This is a genomic window from Mesorhizobium sp. M7D.F.Ca.US.005.01.1.1 (genome assembly GCF_003952545.1).
GTDB classification, from domain to species: domain Bacteria; phylum Pseudomonadota; class Alphaproteobacteria; order Rhizobiales; family Rhizobiaceae; genus Mesorhizobium; species Mesorhizobium loti.
In genome coordinates, this window is the sequence record NZ_CP034453.1 from 5318784 (window position 1) to 5340777 (window position 21994).

Here is a 21994-nt window from a genome sequence, read left to right on the forward strand (position 1 = left end):
GCAACTGCGGATGTGCGGTCGGGTCGGGATGGAAACGACAGCCACCATCCTGCATGCCGACCTCGACGCCTTCTACGCCTCGGTCGAGCAGTTGCTCGACCCGTCGCTGCGCGGCAAGCCGATCGCGGTGGGCGGTGGCGTTGTGCTCGCCGCCTCCTACGAGGCGCGCGCCTTTGGCGTGCGCGGCGGCATGCCGGGGCGCAAGGCGCGCGAGCTCTGCCCGCAGCTGATCTTCGTCGGCGGCAATTTCAGCGACTACCAGCGGCTTGGCGACGCGGCGATCAAGGTGCTCGACGATTTCACGCCGCTGGTCGAACGCATCTCCATCGACGAGGCCTTTGCCGACGTCGCCGGCTGCACGCATTTGTTCGGCTCGCCACAAGAGATCGCCACAACCATCCGCCGCCGCGTGCGGGCCGAACTCGGCCTGCCGATCTCGATCGGCGTGGCGCGCACCAAGCACCTGGCCAAGATCGCCTCGCAGGTCGCCAAGCCCGACGGGCTGGTCGTCGTCGAGCCCGGCACGGAGATCGCCTTCCTGCACGACCTGCCCGTCGGGCTGATGTGGGGTGTCGGCCCGGCAACCAGAGCGCGGCTGGCCGAAATCGGCGTCGAGACCATCGGCCAGCTGGCCAGGACCCACAGCGGCGCGCTGACGCGGCTGCTCGGTCCCGCCGCCGGCGAAAAGCTCGCCGCCCTGTCCTGGAACCGCGACCCGCGAAAGCTGGAGACGAAGCGCCGCGCGCATTCCGCCGGCGCACAATCGGCGCTTGGCCAGAAGCTGGCCGTCGCACGGGTCATCGTGCCCACTCTGCTGCATCTGGCCGACCGCGTCGCCAGCCGGTTGCGCGCCAAGGCGCGGGCCGGCCGCACGGTGACGGTGCGCGTGCGCTTTGCCGATCTCAGCACTGTTTCGCGCTCGATCACCCTTGACCAGCCGATCTCGGCGACAACGATGCTAGCCGAGATCGCAGGCGATCTGGTGCGCGGCGTGCTTGCCGACCACCGCCAGGAGAAGACGATCTCGCTGCTGGCGATCTCGGTGTCGCACCTGGAAGAAAGCATCGAGCTCCAGCTCGAACTGCCGCTCGGCCTTGCCGACGAGAAACGCCGGCCCGGCACCAGGAAAGGCCTGGCACGCTTCGACGCCGACCGCGCCATCGACAAGATCCGCGAGCGCTTCGGCAAACAGGCGGTCGGCTACGGCACGGTGGCGCTGGAGGCGGCACGCTCGGTGCCCGACGAATTCAGGGAACTGGCACAGAAGGAGCTGTGAGCGCGGTTGACGCCATTGGCGTCCTGAATCCGACCGCGCCGGCATTGTAACTGAGGGGCGGCAGGCCGTGAAAAATCTTGATCTCCTCACTGGTGGCTATTCGAGTAAGATGTCCCTGACACAAACCATGGAATCTCATGTTCGCACCCTTCATCGTTTGCGCGTTGGTCACAGCTCTCAGCGCGGTTGTCAGTCTCGGTTTCTCCCTGGCTGCCATCATGAACGAAACCGGCAGCGCCCGGACAGTGGCATTGTACGGCTGTGCGCGCAGCGCAGCTTTGGTGGTCGCAAGCGCCGTGCCATTTTTTACGGGTTCGACGGAATGGCTTGAAGCCATCGCCTGGATAATGATCCTCGTGCAGGCTGGGGATGCCGTCATCGGCACCTCGATCGACGACCGGATGAAAACCTTCGGCCCGGCCGGCACATCGCTCGCCAACCTTCTCGCTCTCCTATGGCTCATCCAGTCTGTTCAATGAGTTCACGAGAAACAGCTTCAGCGCGCGATATTGGTGTGGCTGGAGCGTCTTATTCCGTCGCCTCGCCATCCCAGTACCGCTTCACCCCAGCCATGTCGAAAATGCCGTCGCGCCGGCGCAAGGCGTCGACCGCCATCTTGTTGGAATCGGGATAGACGCAGACCTCGTTGGGGTTTTTCTCGCCGATCATCAGATAGCGGCACGGTCCCGTACCGCTATTGAGGAAGGAATGGCCGACCGCCAGGCCGGCGGGAAAACAGACATAGTCGCCGGCTTTCATTTCGTGGCGCTCCTCGCCAAGCAGCAGCGTCACCTGCCCCTCCAGGATCAGCGCATGTTCCTCTTCGAGCATGTGATAATGCCTAGGCGCCAGGCGCATGCCGGGGGCCGGAGCCTCGATCAGCATGCCGACATGATAGTCGGACCGTCCCAAGGCGGCATAGGTGAGGTGTTTGGACTGACCACCGAACCGCGCCCCCTCGCCTTCCTGTTTCCACTCGACGGCATCGCTGGCGACCGGCGGGATCGGAGTGGCTGCTGCCTTGGTGACACCGGCTGTCACATCCGACGGCAACGGATCGCCGGTGGCAAGGCCGGTGTCCTCGCCGTCCCAGTAGCTTCGGGTTGCAGCGAGATCGAAGATCGCACGGCTGCCCAGCGCGCGCACCAGCACCTTATTGGAGGCGGTGTAGACGACAACGTCGTTCGGGTTGCGCTCGCCGACAATGACATAGCGGCACGGCGCGTCGCTGGTGTTGATCAGGCAATGCCCCGCCGCTGTACCGGCCGGAAAACAGATGTAGTCGCCGGCCTTCATGGCATAGGCGGCGGCGCCGACATAAGCGGTGAGCGCCCCTTCGAGGATGAAGACATGCTCCTCCTCGAAAATATGGTAATGCGCCGGCGAGGTCTGCTTGCCCGCCGGCAACTCCTCGATCGCCACGCCGACATGGTAATTCTCACCAAGCGCGGCCAGCGACAAATGCCGGTAGCGCACGCCGAAGCGCGGCACATCGGACCATTCCGTCCATGGCACGCTGTCCGATGCGAACGGCACGGGCGCTTTCTCGTCTGGCATCGGGCCTCCCTGTCGCCCTGCCCTCGTCGTAAGCCGCAGGAGGGTCCACGACAGAACAAAACTGCCAGCTTCCGGCTAAGCCGCCAAGCGGTGTTCGCGACGCTCCTGACAAAGCCGGACAGGAGTCGCTCGCTTCAACTCCGGATCGCCTTGCCCGCCTGCTGCAGCAGCTCGAACGCGGCGAAGCGCTTTGCATGCCAGTCGGCCAGCGTAGCGTCGGGACGATAGACCTCGCCGAGTTCCGACATGCCGGCCATCGCCGTCACCAGGTCCTTGTAGCTCCCGGCAGCTACGGCACCCAGCATCGCCGAGCCGAGCAGCACCGGCTCCGGCGAGGTCGACGCCACCACCACCATGCCTGTCGTGTCGGCAAGCAGCTGGCGCACCAGCGGGCTTTGCCCGGCACCGCCGCTGACGACGATGGTGTCGACGGGAATGCCCTTGTCATGCTCGGCCCGCACGATCTGGCGCGCGCCGTAGCCGAGCCCGCAGACGCCGGCGACATAGAGCCCGACCAGGCTGTCGAGACTGGTGTCGAGATCGAGCCCGGCAATCAGGGCGCGTGCATCCGGATCGGCGAAAGGCGCGCGGTTGCCGAGAAATTCCGGCACGACATGGATGCCGCCGACCAGCGCCGGCGTCGCCGCAGCTCCCTTGCGGCTTTGCGCCTGCAGCGACAGCCAGGCGCTGAGGCTGAGCCCCTCGGCCTGCGCCTTGGCCGCCGCTTCACCGGCCGCCGGGTGCATGCGCACCAGATGGTCGATGGCCGCACCGGCTGCCGATTGCCCGCCCTCGTTCAGCCACAGGCCCGGCACCATGGCAGAGAAATACGGACCCCAGACGCCGTCGACGAAGGCAGGCTCCGCGGTCGACGACATGGTGCAGGCCGAGGTGCCGAAGACATAGGCCATGCGCGACAGAACGCTGCCGAACTCGCCGCGCGCGCCGACCGTGCCGACGCCGCCGGCATGTGCATCGATCAACCCGGCGGCCACCGCGGTGCCGGGGTTGAGGCCAAGATCCACTGCTGCCTGCGCGGTCAGACCGCCGCCGAGTGCCGCACCGGCCGGCACGATCTCGGTGCCGATGCGCGCGAATGCATCGTCGGCTAGGCTGCCAAGACCAATCTTGCGGAAATAGGTCTCGTCCCAGCGGCTCTCATGCGCCAGATAGGTCCATTTGCAGGTCACCGTGCAGACCGAGCGGGCAAGGCTGTTGGTCGCCCGCCAGGTGAGGAAGTCGGCGAGGTCCATGAATTGCCAGGCGGCATCGAAAGTGGCGGGCAGATTTTCCGCCAGCCACAGAAGTTTCGGCGTTTCCATCTCCGGCGAGATGACGCCGCCGACATAATTCAGCACCGCCTCACCACTGCGGTTGATGCGGCGCGTCTGCTCGGTTGCGCGGTGATCCATCCAGACGATGATGTTGCGTTCGGGATTGCCCGATTTGCTGACCGCCAGGGGCACGCCGCCCTCGCCCAGCACCACCAGTGAACAGGTGGCGTCGAAGCCGATGCCGGCGATCGCCTCGGGCGCTATGCCAGCCTGAGCGACGGCAGCGCGCGTGGCGGCACACACCGCCCGCCAGATATCATTGCTCGACTGCTCGACAATGTCGCCGGGCTCACGCCAGACCTCGATGTCCTGCTTGGCCGAGGCAAGCAGGTTTCCCGTGTGGTCGAACACCCCGGCCCGCGCGCTGCCGGTGCCGACGTCGATGCCGAGATAGTGGGGCATGGGGAGAAACCTTCGGTTTAGGGCAGTAAGGCAGTAGGGGAATAGGGAATAGTGGCTTGGCTTGGGCCCGGGCATTGAACAGCAGAGCAATCCTACTGCCCTACTGCCCTACTGCCCTACTGCCCTACTGCCCTAAAGATCATTGCTCTGCGGTAAAATCACCAGATCCCTTATCGTCACGTTGCGTGGCCGGGTCAGCATGAACATGACGGCTTCGGCCACCTCGCGCGGCTGCATCAGGCCGCCGGCGGCGAGTTCTTCTTCGAGCTTCGCCTTCGGCCAATCGTCGACCAGCGCCGTCACCACCGGGCCGGGCGCCACCGCGCCGACGCGCAGGCCGTGCTTGGCGACCTGTCGGCGCACCGTGTGGACGAAGGCCTGCACGGCGTGCTTGGAGGCCGTGTAGATCGGCTCCCAGACCACCGGGACCAGTCCGGCGATGGAACTGGTGACGATGATGTCGCCGGTCTTGCGTTCGATCATGTGCGGCAGCACCGCCTGTATCGAGCGGAAGCAGGCATTGATGTTGAGGTTGAGCATCCGGTCCCAGGCGTCGGGATCGCCGGTCGCCACCTCGCCGCCAACATAGGCGCCGGCATTGGCATGGAAGATATCGAGCTGGCCGGCCTTCTCCAGGATCTCAGGCATCATGGTGGCGACGCTTGCCGGCTGCATCAGGTCGATCACCAGCGGGATCGCCTTGGGGCCGAGTTCGGCACACAGTGTATTCAGCGTCGCCTCGGCGCGGTCGACCAGCACCACGGTGGCGCCGGCCGCCAGCATATGCCTGGCGCATTCGAGGCCGATGCCTGATGCCGCGCCGGTGACGGCGGCAACTTTTCCGGACAGTTCTTCGCTCATGTCTTGCTTCCTGTTGATGGGTTCAGGCCCGGCCATGCGAGACACGCGAGCGGCGTGCCAGCGAGTCGACGATGACTGCGATGGCAAGCACGGCGCCGGTGATCATGTACCGAAGCGACGAGGACAGATCGAGCAGCGTCAGGCCGCTGGCGATTGACTGGATGACGATGATGCCGAGCAGTGCCGAATAGGCGCTGCCGCGACCGCCGAACAGGCTGGTGCCGCCGATGACGGCCGCCGCGATGGCGTTGAGATTGACGTCGCCGGTGCCGGCCTGCTGGCTGGCGGAAGCCAGGCGGGCCGCCGACAGCACGCCGCCGAAGGCGGCCAGCATCGAGCACAGCACGAAGGCGCTGGAATAGATCAGCCGCACATTGATGCCGGCGCGCCTTGCCGCCTCGCGGTTGCCGCCGACCGCCGACATCGAGCGGCCCCATTTCGTCCGCGTCAGCGCGTAATGCATTGCGATGACCAGGCCGACGAACAGGCCGAACATCCACGGAATACCGCGCGCCTGGTTGAGATAGAAGACGATGAGTTCGAGAATGACCGTGATGACGGCCGCTCGCGTGATGAGACCGCCCGTCGACGGCGCCGACAGATTGGCGGCGCGGCGGCGTGCCACGGTGCGCAGGCCGGTGACCAGCATGACGATGCCAGGCACGGCCGCCAGCCCGAACGACACGAACTTCGGCATCATCAGCAACTGGCCGAAATTCACCAGGTTCGAGCCGTAAGGCAGGTTGATCGAGCCTGTCGAGCCGAGGATGTAGAGCTGCAGCCCAAGCACCGCCAGCAGGCCGGCCAGCGTCGAGACGAAGCTCGGCATGCCGAGCCGGTTGAACAGCAGCGCATAGAGCGCACCGATGAAGCCGCCGACGGCGATAGCGGCAAGAATGGCGAGCGCCACCGGCCAGCCCTGGTTGACCCACAGCGTGCCGACCATCGCCGAGGCAAAGCCGCTGATCGAGCCGACCGACAGGTCGATCTCGCCGACCATCAAAACGCAGACGATGCCGAGCGCAATGACGCCGACGGTGGAGCAGTCGAACAGCAGATTGACCAGGTTGCTGCTCGACAGGAAGATCGGGTTGATGCTGGCAAACACCGTCCAGATGATGACCAGCCCCACGATGACCGGCAGCGAGCCGAGATCGCCCGAGCGCACCCGGTCGAAGAACCTGCGGATGGCGCCGCCGATCCCGGCCTCGTGCTTGACGCGCACATCGGCGCGGTCGAGCTGCGGCGGCACAGGGGCCGTCTGTTGCACGTCGCTGCTCATGGGCGTGGCTCCTGGGTTTGATCCGGCCGGACGGTCTGGGCCTGGCGGCGCTCGGCGCGTCGCGACACCGAATTGTTCGACGCGCCGGTGATGGCGCTGACCAGTTCCTGGTTCGAGGCGTCGGGCGAGAAGATGCCGTTGTTGCGGCCAAGCCGCAGCACGACGATGCGGTCGGCAACAGCACGCACGTCTTCCATATTGTGGCTGATGATGACGACGCCGAGGCCGCGGTCGCGCACGCGCTCGATCAGATTGAGCACTTCCGCTGTCTGCGCCACGCCAAGTGCGGCCGTCGGCTCGTCGAGCAGGATGAGCTTGGGTTCGAGCAGCAGCGAGCGGGCGATCGCCACCGTCTGGCGCTGGCCGCCCGACAGCGACGCAACCACTTCGCGGACACTGGGGATGCGCGCCGACAGTTCGTTGAGCAGCGTCCAGGCGCGCACTTCCATCGCCACCTCGTCCAGCCGCAGCGGGTTGAGCTCGCGGCCGAGGAAGATGTTGGCGACGATGTCAAGGTTCTCGCACAGCGCCAGGTCCTGGAACACGGTGGCGATGCCGAGCGTCAGCGCCGCACTCGGGTCGGCAAGCGTCACAGGCGCGCCGCGAAAGCTGATGCTGCCCGAGCTCGGCTGATGCACGCCGGCCAGGATCTTCACCAGCGTCGACTTGCCGGCGCCATTGTCGCCGACCAGCGCCACCACCTCGCCGGCATGGACATCGAGGTCGATGTCGGTGAGCGCCGAGACGGCGCCGAAATTCTTCGAAACGCCGCGCAGGCTGAGCACCAGCTCGCCTGTCGGAACCGGTCCGTCCGGGGTATCGATCATGCCTGGAACACCTTTCAAAAGAACCGGTTCAAGAAATCGGATGTGCGCTGCCTGGCCGCCGCGCGGGCGGCCAGGCAGCGCAGCGGGCAAGGGTCGCGGTCAGTTCCCGATGCCCAGCTTCTTGCAGCCTTCCGCGTAGCGATCGACGCAGAGTTCGGCCGCGGTGTTGATCTTCTTGTCGATGATCTCGGCCTTCAGGTTTTCCTGCGTCACCACGGCTGGCGTGAACAGCTGCGAGGGCGTGTCGTACAGTGTCATCTCGGCCTTCGGCGTCTCGCCCGAAAGCAGCTTGATGGCGATGTTGGCGGCGGCCGCAGCCACGATCTCGCTCGGCTTGGAGATGGTGTTGTACTGGTCGCCGGCAATGATCAGCTGCAGGGCTGCGATCGTCGCGTCATTGCCGGTCACCGGCGGCACGGGATCGACGCCGGCCGCCTTGAACGCCGCGATGGCGCCGCCACCGGTGCCGTCATTGGCGGCGACGACGCCGAGGATCTTCGGCCCGAAGCGGGTGATCTGGCCGCCGGCCCATTGCTGCGCCTTCGGCGGCGCCCATTCCGGCGTGTCATATTCGGCCAGGATCTGGTAGCCGCTGTTGTCGAGGCCTGCATGGATGCCCTTCTTGATCAGGCCGGCCGCCGCATCGGTCGGCGAGCCGTTGATCTGCAAGACGCCGCCCGTGGCCGGATCGACCTTCAGCGCCTTCAGGTGCTCGACCAGCGAGTCGGCGATGGCCTTGCCGATGCCTTCATTGTTGAACGAGACATAGAAGTCAGCCGGTGCTGTCGGGATCGGCCGGTCATAGGCGATGACCTTGATGCCCTGGCTCTGCGCCAGCTTCACCAGCGAGGCGGCAGCGGTCGAGTCGACCGGGTCGAGCACGATCGCCTTGGCGCCCTGCGAGATCACCGAGTTGAACTGCTGCTGCTGGCGCGAGGCGTCGGCATCGGCATTCTGGTAGAGCACCTTGCAGCCCGGGCACAGCTTCTTCATCTCGGCGGCGAAGCCGGGATAATCGTGCTGCTCGTAGCGGGTCGAGGCCTGGTCGGGCATCAGGAAGGCGACAGTGGCGTCGGTGACCTCGGCGGCCCTGGCGATCGCGGCGGTGCCGGCCAGCAGCGACAGCGCAAGGGCTGCCATGCCGGCGGATTTGCCAGCGGACTTCAATGAAAATGAAAGTTTGGTCATTCGGTCTTCTCCGTTTCTGGATATGGTTGTAAGAAGGTCGTTGACTGCTTTGGTGTGGAGACACGCCTCCGCCCTCGCCCCCAACTGCAATTGGGAACCAGGGCCCGGCGCCGGCCTTTCGAGCCGCGCCGGCATCCTCCGCTGACGGAGGATTTTTCAAGACAAGCGCTCTCCATCGCGGACCGCGTCACGCGGGCCACGTCTTCAGGCGAAAAAGTGTTGTTCCTCCCTTGGTTCCTCCCTGGCTCCTCCGTTAAGCGGCTTTGCCCGCATTGATGTTGTCGGCCAGCAGGCGCCTGAAGCGCGAGGGCGGCATGCCCTTCTCCGCCAGGAACTGCCGGTTGAAATTGGACAAATTGTTGAAGCCGACCTCGTAGCAGATGTCGGTGATCGAGGCCTGCTCGTCGCTCATCAGTATCTGGCAGGCGAGATTGATGCGCAGCCGCTTGACATACTGCACCAGCGACATGCCGGTGTGGCGGCGAAACGAGCGCGAAAAGGCGCCGGTCGACTGGCCGGCAATGGCAGCGAGATCCGCCTCGTCGAACAGCTGCGTCAGGTTCTCCCGGATATAGGCGAGCGCCTTGTTCATGCCGGCGGTCATGTAGCCCGAGGGATCGGGTCGGTAGCTGGCGCTGGCCAGCAGCTGGAATTCCTGGGCGCGGCTGAGCAGGCCTGCGATCATCATGAACAGCTCGATGCGGCGCACACCCTGCGCCTGCATCATCTCTTCCATCAATGGCGCCAGCGCCTTGCTGGTGCGGTTGGAAAACAGCACCCCGCGCCGCGACGCTTCGAGCAGGTGCCCCAGCCCCGCCAGCTCCGGCAGCACATGCATGGCGTCACCGATGAAGCTCTCGGAAAACTGGATGATGCGGCCGCGCAGCGGGATCGAACTGTCCCTGGGGATGTCGCTGACCCAGTTGTGCGGCAGGTTCGGCCCGGTCAGCACCAGATTGCCCGGCTCGAACTCGCCGATGAAGTCGCCGACGAAATAGCGGCCATTGGTGAAGATCACCTGATGCAATTCATATTCGGGATGGAAATGCCAGCGCACCGTGTGGAAGGGGTAGCCATGCGACCACGCCTTGAAGGACTCACCGCGTCGTATCTGGACTACTTCCAGGTCCGGTTCCATGTCCGTTTCCTCCCGGGCCGGCACGGATCGTTGCCGCGTTCGGCCCACATTCCCTAAACCGGCCGAATTGGTTTCGGCTCTGCATTCAAGAGCCACGGTATCGGCTCATGACAACAGGCGCCACCACGATTCAGGGCAACGGATGATACTTTTTTAACCGGAAGAGGGATGCGAGAGGCGATATTCGGGCAGGATGGTTGCCCCAAACGTTCGAAGCCCGTCGCCTCGCTACGTCGTCTCCCTCTGGATCACCGTCGGTTCCATGAGCACCATCCGGCGCGGATGCGTGGGGTCATCGAGAAAATCGATCAGCGCGCCGATCGCCAGATAGCCGGACTCGGAAATGCGCCGCTCGATCGTCGAAAGCGGCCGAACGAGAAGCGGTGCGATATAGATGTTGTCGAAGCCCATCACCGCGCAATCCTCGGGAACGCTCAAGCCGCGTTCGCGCAGCGCCACGGTCGCCCCCATCGCCAGCATGTCGCTCATGCAGCACATGGCCGAGAAGCTGGTGCGGTCGAGCAGCGTGCGCGTGGCCACCAGTCCAAATCGATGGTTGAAGGCACCGCACTCGATCAAATCCGGATCGACCGGCAGCCCAGCCTCGCGATGCGCCCGCTCGAATCCCGCCCGCCTGATTTTCGTGTTCGACGCCTGGGGGTTGCCGCTGACGAACGCAATCCGCCTGTGCCCTGCCCGGATCAGATGGCTTGCCGACAGGAAGGCACCCGTCTCGTAGTCCGTGTCGATTCGCGCAGCGAGGCAATCGAGGTCGGGAATTTCCCGGTCCATCGATACCAAGGGTATCCTGAGCCTCTCCAGGAGGTGGGCGTCAGGAATCAGATCGCTTGCGGCAAGCACGATGCCATCGACGCCGTGACTGGCGAGGAAGGTCAGATGCGAAGCCTCCTTTTCGGGATCACTGTCGGAATTACACAGGATCGTCGAATAACCCCGCTCACGCGCGGCCTGGTCGCAAGCGCGGACGAGCTCCGTGAAATAGGCATTGAGAATGTCAGGCACGATGACGCCGATGACACGCGAACTGCGGGTAATAAGCGACCGGGCGATCGAGTTGGGCGTATAATTGAGTTCCTTGACCAGCGACCAGATTTTTTCCCGGGTCTTCTCACCTATGGAGTGGTCTTTGCGGTTGAGGACCTTTGAAACGGTTGCAGCCGATACACCAGCCTGCCGGGCGATATCTTTGATCGTCGTTGCCACATTCCCTCGCCATTTCGACGAACGATAGCCTGTCTCTGCCGCCATCGGAACATCGGCATGCGACTAGCACGGATCGCTGTTCCAAAGAAACAGGTCGCGTGATCGACAGCCTGCGCCGTGGATTTGACATAACGCATATAACTCGTTAGGTAAACGTTTACCTAAGCTAGCTCGTCGCCGTTTGCGGGACAGGCGGGTCTGCTTGGCATCAGGCGGGCCTGCAGGGTGCCGGCTAGGTCATGGGAGGACTCATGCGTTTTCGAGCCAGGGTTTGCCTGCAGCAAGAGGGGTTCTGAATGCCGGAAGCGCGGGAGCCACGCACTGCCGCCGAGCCTCCCGGATCAGGGACGCCGGCTCCAACCAAACTGTCGATCGAAAAGCTCAACGTCAGTTTCGGATCGGTAACCGCGTTGAGCGATGTCAGCCTCGATATCGCCGACGGCGAATTCGTCTGCATCCTCGGCGCCTCCGGCTGCGGCAAGAGCACGCTGTTCAACGTCGTCTCGGGCCTGCTCAAGGCAACATCGGGAAAGATCGTGCTCGACGGTCACGATGTCAGCAACCGGCCGGGCCAGGTCGGCTACATGCTGCAGAAGGACCTGATGCTGCCCTGGCGCACCGTACTCGGCAACATCACGTTGGCCGCATCGCTGACACGCGGCGCCACCGCACAGGATCGCGCCGAGGCGGCGGAACTGGCCAGCCGCTACGGTCTCGGCGACTTCCTCAACCACTATCCGCATGCCCTGTCCGGCGGCATGCGCCAGCGCGTCGCCATGATGCGCACCATCGCTGCCGGCCGCCAGGTGATGCTGCTCGACGAACCGTTCGGCGCACTCGACGCGCAGACGCGGCTTGGCATGCAGCAATGGCTGCTGCAGCTCTGGCGCGACCTCAAGCGCACCATCCTGTTCGTCACCCATGATGTGGACGAGGCGATCTATCTCGCTGACCGCATCGTGGTGATGACGCCGCGGCCGGGCCGCATCGCTGAAATCCTTACCGTCGACCTGCCCAGGCCACGGCCGCTGGAAGTGCTGACGACAGACACATTCGTCGGCCTGAAGCGGCAGATCATGCAGCATCTCTACCACTGACCGATTGGGCATTGACCAATCAGGCACTGACCTCACGGCCAATAGGGAGCACGGGAATGAACACACGGTTTGGAGCGGCGGCGGGACCGTTCGTGATCTGGGTGGTGGCCATGGTGCTGATCCTGGTCGCATGGCAGGTGCTGGTCTGGGTCACCGGGCTGCCGCCCTATGTCATTCCGCCACCGGCGCTCGCCTTCCAGACGCTCTTCGACAACTGGCCGCGGCTCTCGGTGCTGACCGGCCAGACACTCTATGAAACCGCGATCGGCTATGTGCTCGGCGCCCTCATCGGCTTCCTGCTCGCTCTGGCGATGGGGCAGATCCGTGTCGTGCAGCGCCTGGTCATGCCGGCGCTGATCATTTCGCAAGCCGTGCCGATCGTCGCCATTGCCGCACCACTGGTCATCATCTTCGGTTTCGGCATCACCCCAAAGCTGATCATCGTCGCTTGGATCGTGTTCTTCCCGGTTGTGGTCAACGTGCTCGATGGCCTGGCCTCGGTCGATCGCGATATGCTCAATCTGGCGCGCCTGATGGGCGGCGGTGGCCTGCGCACCTTCGCCATCGTCAAGTTGCCGGCCTGCATCGGCCCGCTGTTTTCCGGCCTCAAGATCGGCGCCACCTATGCGGTGACCGGCGCCGTCATCGGCGAATGGACCGCTTCGTCCAAGCAGGGCCTGGGCACCTATCTGCTCACCGCCAACGCGCAGATGAACACGGCCGGCGTCTACGCCGCCATGCTGCTTTTGACCGTCATCGGCGTCGGCTCGTTCCTGCTCGTGTTCGGGCTCGAGGTGCTGATGACGCCATGGCGTTCGCGTTCGACCGCACCGGCATGGGCGCAATGGAAACCCCCGAGGGCCACTTCGTGAACGAGCCACCAATCTGCAAATGCCAACCAACGATAACAGGAGGAGTTCAATGCATATGACCTATACAAAGATGATCTCGGCGACCGTGGGCCTGCTTGCCCTTGGCGCCGCTTTCGGCGCGGCTCCGGCCAGCGCGGCCGACCTCACCACCGTCCGCTTCGTTTATGACTGGGCAAGCGCCGATTTCGAGTTGATCCCGACGTTGGTCGCCCAGCAGAAGGGCTTTTACGAAGCCGAAGGCATCAAGGTCGATGTCATCTTCCCGCCGGACTCGCAGACCACAGCGCGGCTGCTCGCCGTCGGCCAGGCCGAGATCGGCTTCGAAGCCACCACCGACGTCGTCTTCGGCGCCTCCCAAGGCATTCCGATCACCTCGATCGGCCTCTACACCAAGAGCAACAATTGGGGTCTGTTCGGCCGCCCCGGCGAGCCGCTTTCGCTCGACAACCTCAAGGGCAAATCGATCGCCATCTATACCGACTCCTGGACCAAGGCGATGATGCCGTTCGTGCTCAAGGCCGCCAAGCTGACCGAGGACGACGTCAAGCTGATCATCGCGCAGGATTCCGACACCAATCTTCTGCTTGCCGGCAAGATCGACATCGCCACCAACACCGAGAACTATCTGGTGCCGCAGGTGCAGGAGACCTTGAAGAAGGATCCGACCAGCCTCATCGGTGCGGCGGCAGGCGCGCCCGATGTCCCGGTCTGGACCTATACCGCATCCACCGCCTACCTCGCCGAACACGGCGATGTCGCCAAGAAGTGGATGCGCGCCACCATCAAGGCGACCGAATGGGCCGCCGACCATCCCGAAGAAGCCGCCGAGATGTTCACCAAGGCTTATCCGGAAGGCGGCAGCCTCGCCTACAATCTCTCCGGCTGGAAGCTCACCGCCGCCCTGATGAAAGGCGATACCGGCTACATGATGCAGGAAGACAAGAACTGGCTGCCGATCGCCCAGGCGTTGAAGGACACCGACCAGATCAAGGAAGTCCTGCCGGCCTCGAAATACTACACCAACGAGCTGCTCAAGTAGGCCCAGCCTCGCCCCTCACGACAAGGGCCATCCCGACCGGGATGGCCCTTTTTACCAGTACAAAGAGAATGGACTTTCAGGCATGGCCAAGAGCAGAATTATCCTCGATTGCGACCCCGGCGTCGACGACGCCATAGCGCTTCTCCTGGCCTTTGCCTCGCCCGATGAAATCGAGATCGTCGGCATAACGACGGTCGTCGGCAACGTCTCGCAGCCATTGACCACCCGCAATGCGTTGCGCATCACCGCCATGGCCAATCGCCAGGACATTCCGGTCTATGCCGGCTGTATCAGGCCGATCATCCTGCCGCGTGAAGAAAGGGGCGCCTCGGTGCACGGCACCGACGGCCTCGGCGACCTCGACGTGCCCGATGCCACGCACGAGATCCAGGGGCAGCACGCTGTCGATTTCATCATCGAGACGATCCTGCGCGAGCCCGGCCAGATCACGCTTTGCCCGATCGGCCCGATGACCAACATTGCACTCGCGCTGATCAAGGAACCGTCCATCGCCGGCAAGATCAAGGCCATCGCCTTCATGGGCGGTGCCGCCTTCAGCCCCGGCAACACCGCGACCGATGCGGAGTTCAACATCTGGATCGATCCGCATGCGGCACAAATCGTGCTGTCTTCCGGCATTCCGATGACCATGTTTGGGCTGGACGTGACCCGCCACGCCACGTTGACCAAGGTGAGGTTCGAGCAACTCGAGCGCGACAGCAGCCCGATCATGAAAACGGCCATTGCCATGATGCGCCACTATGGCAGCGGCGACGCCAGCCTGCATGACCCCTGCGTGACGGCGTTCCTGATCGACCCGACCCTGTTCAGGGGCGTCGACGCGGTGATCGAGGTCGACTGCGATCCCGCAGGCGCCTATGGCCGCACGCGCGCGACGCTGGTCGAGAATGGCGCCGGCAAGGGCCTGTCGGTCTGCCACGTCATCACCGAGGTCGACGACACCAGGCTGTTCCAGCTCATCGATCAGCGGCTGCGGCTTTTGTAATCAGCGCGGGCAACTATCCCCCGAACCGCGCAGCCGTCCACGCCCCACCTGCCGCATTCGAATCCACCGCCGCCGCGACAAACTTCACGCCGCGCGCGCCGTCGACGACATCGGGCACCTGCGCCGCGCGCGCCGGATCGACCGCCGCACCGGAACGGTGCGCGCGGATGATGTCGGCGGCGTCGCGGTAGAAATTGGCGAAGGCCTCGATGTAGCCTTCGGGGTGCGCGGCCGGCATGCGCGACACGCGCCGGCTTTCTTCGGTCGAGCCATGGCCGCCGCGCACCAGCGTGCGGGTTTCCTCGCCGTAGCGGGAGAAGCGCAGTTCTTCCGGTCGCGCGCCCGACCATTCGAGCCCGGCCTTGTCGCCATAGATGCGCACGGACAGATCATTGTAGTGGCCGGGCGATGTCTGGCTGGCCAGGATCGTGCCGCGCGCCCCGCCGGTCCAGCGCATCATCACATGCGCATTGTCGTCGAGCCGGCGCCCCGGCACAGCGGTGAACAGATCGGCCGAAACCGCCTCGGCCTCGCAGCCCGAGATGAAGCTCGCCAGATTGAAGGCATGCACGCCGATATCGGCCAGCACCGCCGACTGCCCTGCCCTTGCCGGGTCGGTGCGCCACTCCGCCTGCTTCTGTCCCTCGGCATCGATCGGCTTGGTCAGCCAGTCCTGGATATACGAACCATGCACGGAGACGATCCGTCCGAGCTCGCCCGCCGCCACCATCTCGCGCGCTTGCCGCACCATGGCATAGCCGGTGTTGTTGAGGGTGACGACGAAGCGGCGTTTTTTCTCCTTCGCGAGCGCCACCAGCGCTTCGGCGTCGGCCAGCGTCGTCGACAGCGGCTTGTCGCAGATCACGTCGATGCCGGCCTCGAGGAATGCGGTGGCGATCGGTGCGTGCAGATGGTTGGGCGTGACGATGACGACGGCCTCGATGCCGTCCGGCCGCGCGGCTTCTGCCTTTGCCATGACGCGATAGTCGGCATAGCTGCGCTCCGGCGCGATGCCGATCTCGGCGGCCGAGGCCGCGGCGTTCTCCGGGTCGGAGGACAGCGCGCCGGCCACCAGCGCGATCTGGTCGTCAAGGCGCATGGCAAGGCGATGCACCGCACCAATGAAGGCATTGCGGCCTCCACCCACCATGCCGACCCGCAAACGTTGGCGCGTCGATCCGTCCGATGTTGCGTAGACCATTCTTCACTCCTCCCGGCAGACCATTTTGACGACGTGCAACCCTATGACGCCGCCGGCACTTTCGAACAATTTCCAATTTCCATATTGTAAAACGATCGTGCCACGCTAGCCTGAAATCATGAGTGGGGCGGGCAAAACATCCGGACGGTCGATTGCCGACGAGGCGGCGACGCGCAAGCGCGGGCGCTCGCTGGCAGCACTCGGCTACATCCAGCCACAGACCTACGAGGAACTGCGCGCGGTGCTCTCTTCCGGCACGGTGCATTTCCCCAAGCGGCTGCGCCAGGTCGCCATCTTCCTGTGGCAGCATCCGAGCGACGTGGCGCTTGGCACCATCGCACAGGTGGCGGCACAGGCCGGCGTGCAGCCCTCGACGCTGGTGCGCTTTGCCCAGATCTTCGGTTACTCCGGCTTTTCCGATTTCCAGGGCCTGTTCAAGGATCACGTCAAGGGGTCGTGGCCGGAAGGACGCGGCGAGCAGCGGACAGAGGCCGAGCCCAATGCTCATCTGCATTTCCTGCACGGCATGGTTGGCGCCTCCCAAGCCTCACTTGGCCGCATCGAGAGCGGCTTCGACGTCGAGAGTTTCGAGAAGATGGTGGCGCTGCTGGCGGCCGCCGACCTGATCTACGTCATCGGCTCCAAGCGCGCCTTTCCCGTCACCACCTATCTATCGCTGACGCTCTCGCAACAAGGCGTGCGCAACGTGCTGGTCGACAATGTCGGCTCCACTGCAATCGACCAGGTCGGCTGCATCGGCAGGCAGGATGCCGTGCTGGCGGTCTCCTTCAGCCCCTACAATTCGATCACGCCCGACCTTGTCGCGGTGGCACATGAGCGCCAGGCCTGCATCGTCACCATCACCGACAGCACCTTCAGCCCGCTCATCCGGCTGTCGGACAGCTGGCTGGAAGTTGTGGAGTCCGACTTCGCCGGCTTCCGCTCGCTGGCCGCGTCGCTGGCGGTCGGCATGGCGCTGGTCCATGGCGTCGCCGCGCGCCGCACCAAATGAGGTACCACTGGCACAATTGACTATCGGGAATTGCCGTTCCATATTTCAAAAAATAGAAACTTTGTTCCGGGAGGAGGAATGGAGCTTCAACTCAACGGCAAGGTGGCGCTGGTCACCGGCTCGACGCAAGGCATCGGCCGCGCAATCGCCGAGACGCTGGCGCGCTCCGGCGCCGGCGGCCTGCTGATCACCGGGCGCGAGAAGGTGCGCGGCGACGCTGTGGCGGCGGAGCTTTCGCAATTGGGCACGCCGACAATCTTCGTCGCCGCCGACCTCGCCGACCCGGCAACCCCTGCCCTTTTGGCGCAGGCCTGCATCGACCGCTTCGGCCGCATCGATGCGCTGGTCAACGCCGCCGGCCTGACCGACCGCGCCTCCTTCCTCGATGCCGACCTCGACGACTGGGCCTCGCTGTTCGCGGTCAACGCGCGCGCGCCGTTCTTCCTGATGCAGGCGGCGATTGCAGACATGAAGAAGCGGGGCCAGGGTGGCGCCATTGTCAACATCCTGTCGATCAACGCCCATTGCGGCTCGCCGGAACTCGCCGTCTATTCCGCCAGCAAGGGCGCGCTGGCGACGCTGACCAAGAATGCCGCCAACGCTCACCGCTTCGACCGCATCCGCGTCAACGGCATCAATGTCGGTTGGACCGACACGCCGGCCGAACGCGCCATGCAGGCCGACACGCTGGGCAATGGCCCTGGCTGGCTCGATGCCGCCAACGCCTCGCAGCCTTTCGGCCGCCTGTTCTCGACGAGCGATATCGCGAACCTCGCCGTCTTCCTGCTTTCGGATGCCGCCGGGCCGATGACCGGCACGCTGGTCGACCAGGAACAGTGGGTGATCGGGGCGAACCGGTGAGCGCCATCGAAACGCTCAGCCCGGCACTGCTGGAAAGACTTCCCGCCGCTGTCCAGACACCGGCCTATCACCGCGCGGCGCTCGCCGCTGGGATGGCGCATCTCGGCGTCGGCGCCTTCCATCGTTGCCATCAGGCCGAATACACCGATGACCTCTTGTCGCTCCATTTCGACCGCTGGGGCGTGATCGGCATCAACATCCGCCCGCCCAGCCTCACTGAGACGCTCGGCCGGCAGAGCGGGCTCTACACAAGGCTCATCCGCGAGAACAGCCATATCGAGGCGCGCGTCATCGGCAGCATCCTGGAAGTGGTCGACAGCCAGGCAAGTGCCGCGCCGGCACTCGACGTTTTGTCTTCGCCTGACATCGAGCTGGTGACGATGACGGTGACCGAGAAAGGCTATTGCCACATCCCGTCGAGTGGCGAACTCGACCTCGGCCATCCCGACATCGTCCATGACCTCGCCAACCCCGAGAGGCCACGCAGCGTGCCCGGCATCCTCGCAAAGGCGCTGGAGCTGCGCAGGGCGACGCATGGCCGGCCGCTGACGCTGCTCTCCTGCGACAACATTCCGACCAATGGCGTCATCCTGGCCAATGTCGTGCAGGCTTTTGCCGAGCGGCGCGAGAATGGGCTGGCCGAGTGGATCGAAGCCAACGCCACCTTCCCCTCGGCCATGGTCGACCGCATCGCGCCGGCGGTGACGCAGGATGATCTCGACAGCGTCGAACAGTGGTTCGGCTACCGCGATGCTGCCGTTGCCGTCGGTGAACCGTTCCGGCAATGGGTGATCGAACGGAAATTCGCCGGTCGCATGCCGCGCTGGGATCTGGTCGGGGCGACCTTTGTCGACGATGTCACGCCGTTCGAGCATCTCAAGATGCGGGTGCTTAACGGTGCCCAGACGACACTCGCCACGCTCGGCGTGCTGGCCGGCCTCGAACACACATCGGACGCCATCGCCGACCCGCTGCTGGCGGCCTTCATCAGACGCATGCTTGTCGAGGAAACGCTGCCGACACTGACGCCGGTGCCAGGCATGGATCCATCAGCCTATGTCGAGCAGAGCCTCGGCCGCTTGCGCAACACTGCCATCCGCCACCGCAACCACCAGATCGCCACCGACGGCTCGCAGAAGATCGTCCAGCGCCTGCTCAACCCGATCCGCGACCGCTTGCGCCAAGGCGAAAGCATCGCACTACTGTCGATCCCTGTCGCGGGCTGGATGGCCTATCTGATCCAGGCCTCGGAAAAATTCGGCAAACGCTGGCCGGTGTCGGACCCCTATGCCGGCAAGGTCGCCGCGATTGCCGACGCAACCGGCCGCGATGCGAAGGCACTGGTGGCCGGCATCCTTGCCATCGACACGATTTTCGACCCCGGCCTTGCCGCGAACGAGACGTTCCGCAAGGCCGTAACATCGGCGCTCGATGGGCTGCTTTCGGACGATCCGATGGCAACCGTCAGGCGCAATCTGAAACAAGCCGACACCACACGGTTGAAGCGGCCGGCTCGATCTGCATAGTACTAGTCGGTCGTGAATTCACGACCAGGGGAGGCAGTATGAAACTTGGAGTGCTCACCGCACCGTTCGCGGAGACGTCGCTTGGCGAGGTTGCCGGCTGGGCAAGCGCGGCCGGCTTCGAGGCGCTGGAAATCGCCTGCTGGCCGAAATCCTCCGGCGCCAGCCGCCGCTATGCCGGAACCAGCCATATCGACGCCGCCTCGACCTCCGCCGCGCAGGCAAAAGAAATCGTCGCTTCGCTGGCGGAGAAGAACCTGTCGGTCTCCGGTCTCGGCTACTACCCCAACCCGCTGCACCCCGATGCCGCTCACCGCGACGACGTGATCGGCCATCTGAAGAAGGTGATCGTGCTGGCCGCCAATATGGGCGTGCCTGTCGTCAACACCTTCTGCGGCGGCGATGCCTCGAAGACCGTCGACGTCAACTGGCAGGAGGCGCTCAAGGTCTGGCCCGAAATCGTCGCCCATGCGCGCGGCCACGGTGTCAAGCTGGCCTTCGAGAACTGCCCGATGATCTTCAGCTATGACGAGTGGCCGGGCGGGCACAACATCGCCTATTCGCCGCAGGTCTGGCGCCGCATCCTGGAAGCCTGGGGCGGCGATGTCGGCATGAATTTCGACCCGTCACACCTGGTTTGGCAGATGATCGACCAGGCCCGCTTCATCAGGGAATTCGGCCCCTACATGCTGCATGTCCACGCCAAGGATTTGATGATTGATCATGATGGTTTGTATGAGCGCGGAATCCTCTCGGCTGGCATAGGCTGGCAGGTGCCGCGCATGCCGGGGCTGGGCGATGTCGACTGGAGCGGCTTCTTCTCCGGCCTCTACCGCGCCGGTTACGACGGATCGGTCATCATCGAACACGAGGACAGGCGATTTGAAGGCAGCGACGAGCAGGTGAAGCGCGGTTTTCTGCTCGCCCGCGATGTGCTGCGGCCCTTCGTCAAATGACATTAAAGCGCGCCGCATGACTCACTTTGTCAGCGACGTGCTTTAACGGATTGAACTGAAACTGAAAAACAATGTGGAGGAGTACTGAAATGAAGAAAATCCTGACCATGGTCCCGCTGCTTGCCGGTGCTGCCTTGCTGGCCTCGGTGGGCGTCTCGTCCGCCGCGGGCAAATACACGATCGGCATCTCCAACACCGTGCAGGGCAATGGCTGGCGCGAGGAGATGGTCTGCGCCATGAAGGCGCAGGCGCTGGCATCCGGCGAGGTCGCCAAGCTCAACATCGCCCACCGCAACACCGATGCCGCCGGCCAGCTTGAAGACATCCGCAATCTGATCAGCGCCAAGGTCGACGCCATCGTCGTCAACCCGGCCGATCCGGCCGGCATCAAGGCGGGCCTCGAGGAAGCCACCAAAGCCGGCATCGTCGTGGTTGCCGTCGACCAGGCGGTCACCGAGCCGTCGGCCTACATCATCTCCAACAACCAGGAACAGTACGCCTATCTCGGCGCCAAATGGCTGTTCCAGCAGATGGGCGGCAAGGGCGACGTGTTCTACATGCGTGGCGCCGCTGGCGCGTCGGCCGACAGCGACCGCGACAAGGGCTTCAAGAAGGCGTTGGCCGAATTCCCCGACGTAAAGGTCGCGCAGGAAGTCTTCACCGGCTGGCAGCAGGACCAGGCCAAGCAGCAGATGCTGTCCTTCCTCGCCACCGGCACGCCGATCAACGGCGTGTGGACCTCCGGCATCGACAACGTCATCGTCGACGCGCTGGTCGAGTCGCAGGCCCCGCTGGTGCCGGTGGTCGGCGCCGACAATGCCGGCTTCGTCGGCCAGCTGAGCTCGGTCAAGGGCCTCGTCGGTGCCGCGGTCACCAACCCCGGCTCGATCGGCGGCGCCGGCGTGACGCTCGCCCTGCAGATCCTCGACGGCAAGAAGCCGGCCCAGCAGACCGTGCTGGTCGAGCCGCAGCTGTGGGAGAACGCCACCGAGGAAGGCAAGGCCAAGCTGAAGGCCGCCGCCGACCCGTCGCTGAGCCCCGAATGGCCGGTCTCGATCTCGATCCCGGACTGGACGACATATACGAAGGAGCAGATCGTGGCGTGCAAGGGGCCGGGGGAATAAGTCTCCGATAGCCCTGCCTCACAAGGCGGGGAAGTCACATATGGGAAGGCCCCCTCACCCGGATTGCCAACCGAATTGCGAAGGGCAATTCGGGGCAATCCGACCTCTCCCCGAGGGGAGAGGAGCCGGCACGAGCGCCAGCCTCTTCTCCCCCACGGGGAGAAGGTGGACGCGAAGCGGCCGGATGAGGGGGCCTCTCCACACGCGATAGCTG

20 protein-coding genes are annotated in these 21994 nt (G+C 64.6%); 11 read left to right on the forward strand and 9 right to left on the reverse strand.

Annotated features, from left to right (window positions below; all coding sequences use genetic code 11):
- Positions 1 to 28: 28 nt before the first annotated feature.
- Both dinB and EJ076_RS25820 read left to right on the forward strand, forming a co-directional pair.
- Positions 29 to 1276 (forward strand): DNA polymerase IV, encoded by a 1248-nt coding sequence (gene dinB / locus EJ076_RS25815; protein WP_126069737.1) that lies wholly within the window; start codon positions 29 to 31, stop codon positions 1274 to 1276.
- Between the two features lie 137 nt (positions 1277 to 1413).
- Positions 1414 to 1755, forward strand: coding sequence for a hypothetical protein (locus tag EJ076_RS25820; protein ID WP_206438737.1), 342 nt, complete (start codon positions 1414 to 1416; stop codon positions 1753 to 1755).
- Positions 1756 to 1804: 49 nt separating this feature from the next.
- Here the strand turns inward: EJ076_RS25820 and EJ076_RS25825 are convergent, their stop codons facing one another.
- The 8 genes from EJ076_RS25825 to EJ076_RS25860 form a co-directional block, all read right to left on the reverse strand.
- The gene (locus EJ076_RS25825) at positions 1805 to 2833 is read right to left on the reverse strand and encodes a cupin domain-containing protein (protein WP_126069738.1); all 1029 of its coding nucleotides are present in this window, start codon (positions 2831 to 2833) and stop codon (positions 1805 to 1807) included.
- A gap of 134 nt (positions 2834 to 2967) precedes the next feature.
- Positions 2968 to 4569 carry an FGGY-family carbohydrate kinase gene (locus EJ076_RS25830; RefSeq protein WP_126069739.1) on the reverse strand — a complete coding sequence of 534 codons (1602 nt, stop codon included), beginning with the start codon at positions 4567 to 4569 and terminating at the stop codon, positions 2968 to 2970.
- 132 nt (positions 4570 to 4701) lie between these two features.
- Positions 4702 to 5430 carry an SDR family oxidoreductase gene (locus tag EJ076_RS25835; protein WP_126069740.1) on the reverse strand — a complete coding sequence of 243 codons (729 nt, stop codon included), beginning with the start codon at positions 5428 to 5430 and terminating at the stop codon, positions 4702 to 4704.
- A 22-nt stretch (positions 5431 to 5452) separates the two neighbouring features.
- Positions 5453 to 6712: an ABC transporter permease gene (locus EJ076_RS25840; RefSeq protein WP_109660781.1), complete on the reverse strand. Its 1260-nt coding sequence runs from the start codon at positions 6710 to 6712 to the stop codon at positions 5453 to 5455.
- Positions 6709 to 7539 carry an ATP-binding cassette domain-containing protein gene (locus EJ076_RS25845; protein ID WP_126069741.1) on the reverse strand — a complete coding sequence of 277 codons (831 nt, stop codon included), beginning with the start codon at positions 7537 to 7539 and terminating at the stop codon, positions 6709 to 6711. The genes EJ076_RS25840 and EJ076_RS25845 overlap by 4 nt, the downstream gene beginning before the upstream one ends.
- A 99-nt stretch (positions 7540 to 7638) precedes the next feature.
- Positions 7639 to 8727 carry a sugar ABC transporter substrate-binding protein gene (locus EJ076_RS25850; RefSeq protein ID WP_126069742.1) on the reverse strand — a complete coding sequence of 363 codons (1089 nt, stop codon included), beginning with the start codon at positions 8725 to 8727 and terminating at the stop codon, positions 7639 to 7641.
- Positions 8728 to 8980: 253 nt separating this feature from the next.
- Positions 8981 to 9865, reverse strand: a complete 885-nt coding sequence (locus EJ076_RS25855; RefSeq protein ID WP_109660775.1) for an AraC family transcriptional regulator — start codon at positions 9863 to 9865, stop codon at positions 8981 to 8983.
- Positions 9866 to 10093: 228 nt separating this feature from the next.
- Positions 10094 to 11089 carry a LacI family DNA-binding transcriptional regulator gene (locus tag EJ076_RS25860; RefSeq protein WP_206438738.1) on the reverse strand — a complete coding sequence of 332 codons (996 nt, stop codon included), beginning with the start codon at positions 11087 to 11089 and terminating at the stop codon, positions 10094 to 10096.
- Positions 11090 to 11385: 296 nt separating this feature from the next.
- Here EJ076_RS25860 and EJ076_RS25865 point away from each other — a divergent pair, with 296 nt between their 5' ends.
- The 4 genes from EJ076_RS25865 (at position 11386) to EJ076_RS25880 (ending at position 15103) form a co-directional block, all read left to right on the forward strand.
- On the forward strand, positions 11386 to 12186 hold the full coding sequence (locus EJ076_RS25865; protein WP_109660771.1) for an ABC transporter ATP-binding protein: 801 nt from the start codon (positions 11386 to 11388) through the stop codon (positions 12184 to 12186).
- Positions 12187 to 12242: 56 nt separating this feature from the next.
- Positions 12243 to 13058 (forward strand): ABC transporter permease, encoded by an 816-nt coding sequence (locus EJ076_RS25870; protein ID WP_206438739.1) that lies wholly within the window; start codon positions 12243 to 12245, stop codon positions 13056 to 13058.
- A 55-nt stretch (positions 13059 to 13113) separates the two neighbouring features.
- Positions 13114 to 14097 carry an ABC transporter substrate-binding protein gene (locus EJ076_RS25875; RefSeq protein ID WP_164548735.1) on the forward strand — a complete coding sequence of 328 codons (984 nt, stop codon included), beginning with the start codon at positions 13114 to 13116 and terminating at the stop codon, positions 14095 to 14097.
- An 82-nt stretch (positions 14098 to 14179) separates the two neighbouring features.
- Positions 14180 to 15103 (forward strand): nucleoside hydrolase, encoded by a 924-nt coding sequence (locus EJ076_RS25880; protein WP_126069745.1) that lies wholly within the window; start codon positions 14180 to 14182, stop codon positions 15101 to 15103.
- A 13-nt stretch (positions 15104 to 15116) separates the two neighbouring features.
- Here EJ076_RS25880 and EJ076_RS25885 read toward each other — a convergent pair whose 3' ends face one another.
- Entirely contained in the window at positions 15117 to 16304 is a 1188-nt protein-coding gene (locus tag EJ076_RS25885; protein WP_126069746.1) for a Gfo/Idh/MocA family oxidoreductase, read from the reverse strand.
- 118 nt (positions 16305 to 16422) lie between these two features.
- Here EJ076_RS25885 and EJ076_RS25890 point away from each other — a divergent pair, with 118 nt between their 5' ends.
- From EJ076_RS25890 to EJ076_RS25910, 5 genes are all read left to right on the forward strand, one after another.
- Positions 16423 to 17316, forward strand: coding sequence for a MurR/RpiR family transcriptional regulator (locus tag EJ076_RS25890; protein ID WP_126069747.1), 894 nt, complete (start codon positions 16423 to 16425; stop codon positions 17314 to 17316).
- A 78-nt stretch (positions 17317 to 17394) separates the two neighbouring features.
- On the forward strand, positions 17395 to 18177 hold the full coding sequence (locus EJ076_RS25895) for an SDR family oxidoreductase (RefSeq protein ID WP_109660760.1): 783 nt from the start codon (positions 17395 to 17397) through the stop codon (positions 18175 to 18177).
- Positions 18174 to 19703 carry a mannitol dehydrogenase family protein gene (locus EJ076_RS25900; protein WP_126069748.1) on the forward strand — a complete coding sequence of 510 codons (1530 nt, stop codon included), beginning with the start codon at positions 18174 to 18176 and terminating at the stop codon, positions 19701 to 19703. The genes EJ076_RS25895 and EJ076_RS25900 overlap by 4 nt, the downstream gene beginning before the upstream one ends.
- 38 nt (positions 19704 to 19741) lie before the next feature.
- Complete coding sequence (locus tag EJ076_RS25905) at positions 19742 to 20656, forward strand: sugar phosphate isomerase/epimerase (protein ID WP_126069749.1); 915 nt, start codon at positions 19742 to 19744, stop codon at positions 20654 to 20656.
- Between the two features lie 89 nt (positions 20657 to 20745).
- The gene (locus EJ076_RS25910) at positions 20746 to 21780 is read left to right on the forward strand and encodes an ABC transporter substrate-binding protein (RefSeq protein WP_126069750.1); all 1035 of its coding nucleotides are present in this window, start codon (positions 20746 to 20748) and stop codon (positions 21778 to 21780) included.
- The last annotated feature ends 214 nt before the right edge of the window (positions 21781 to 21994 follow it).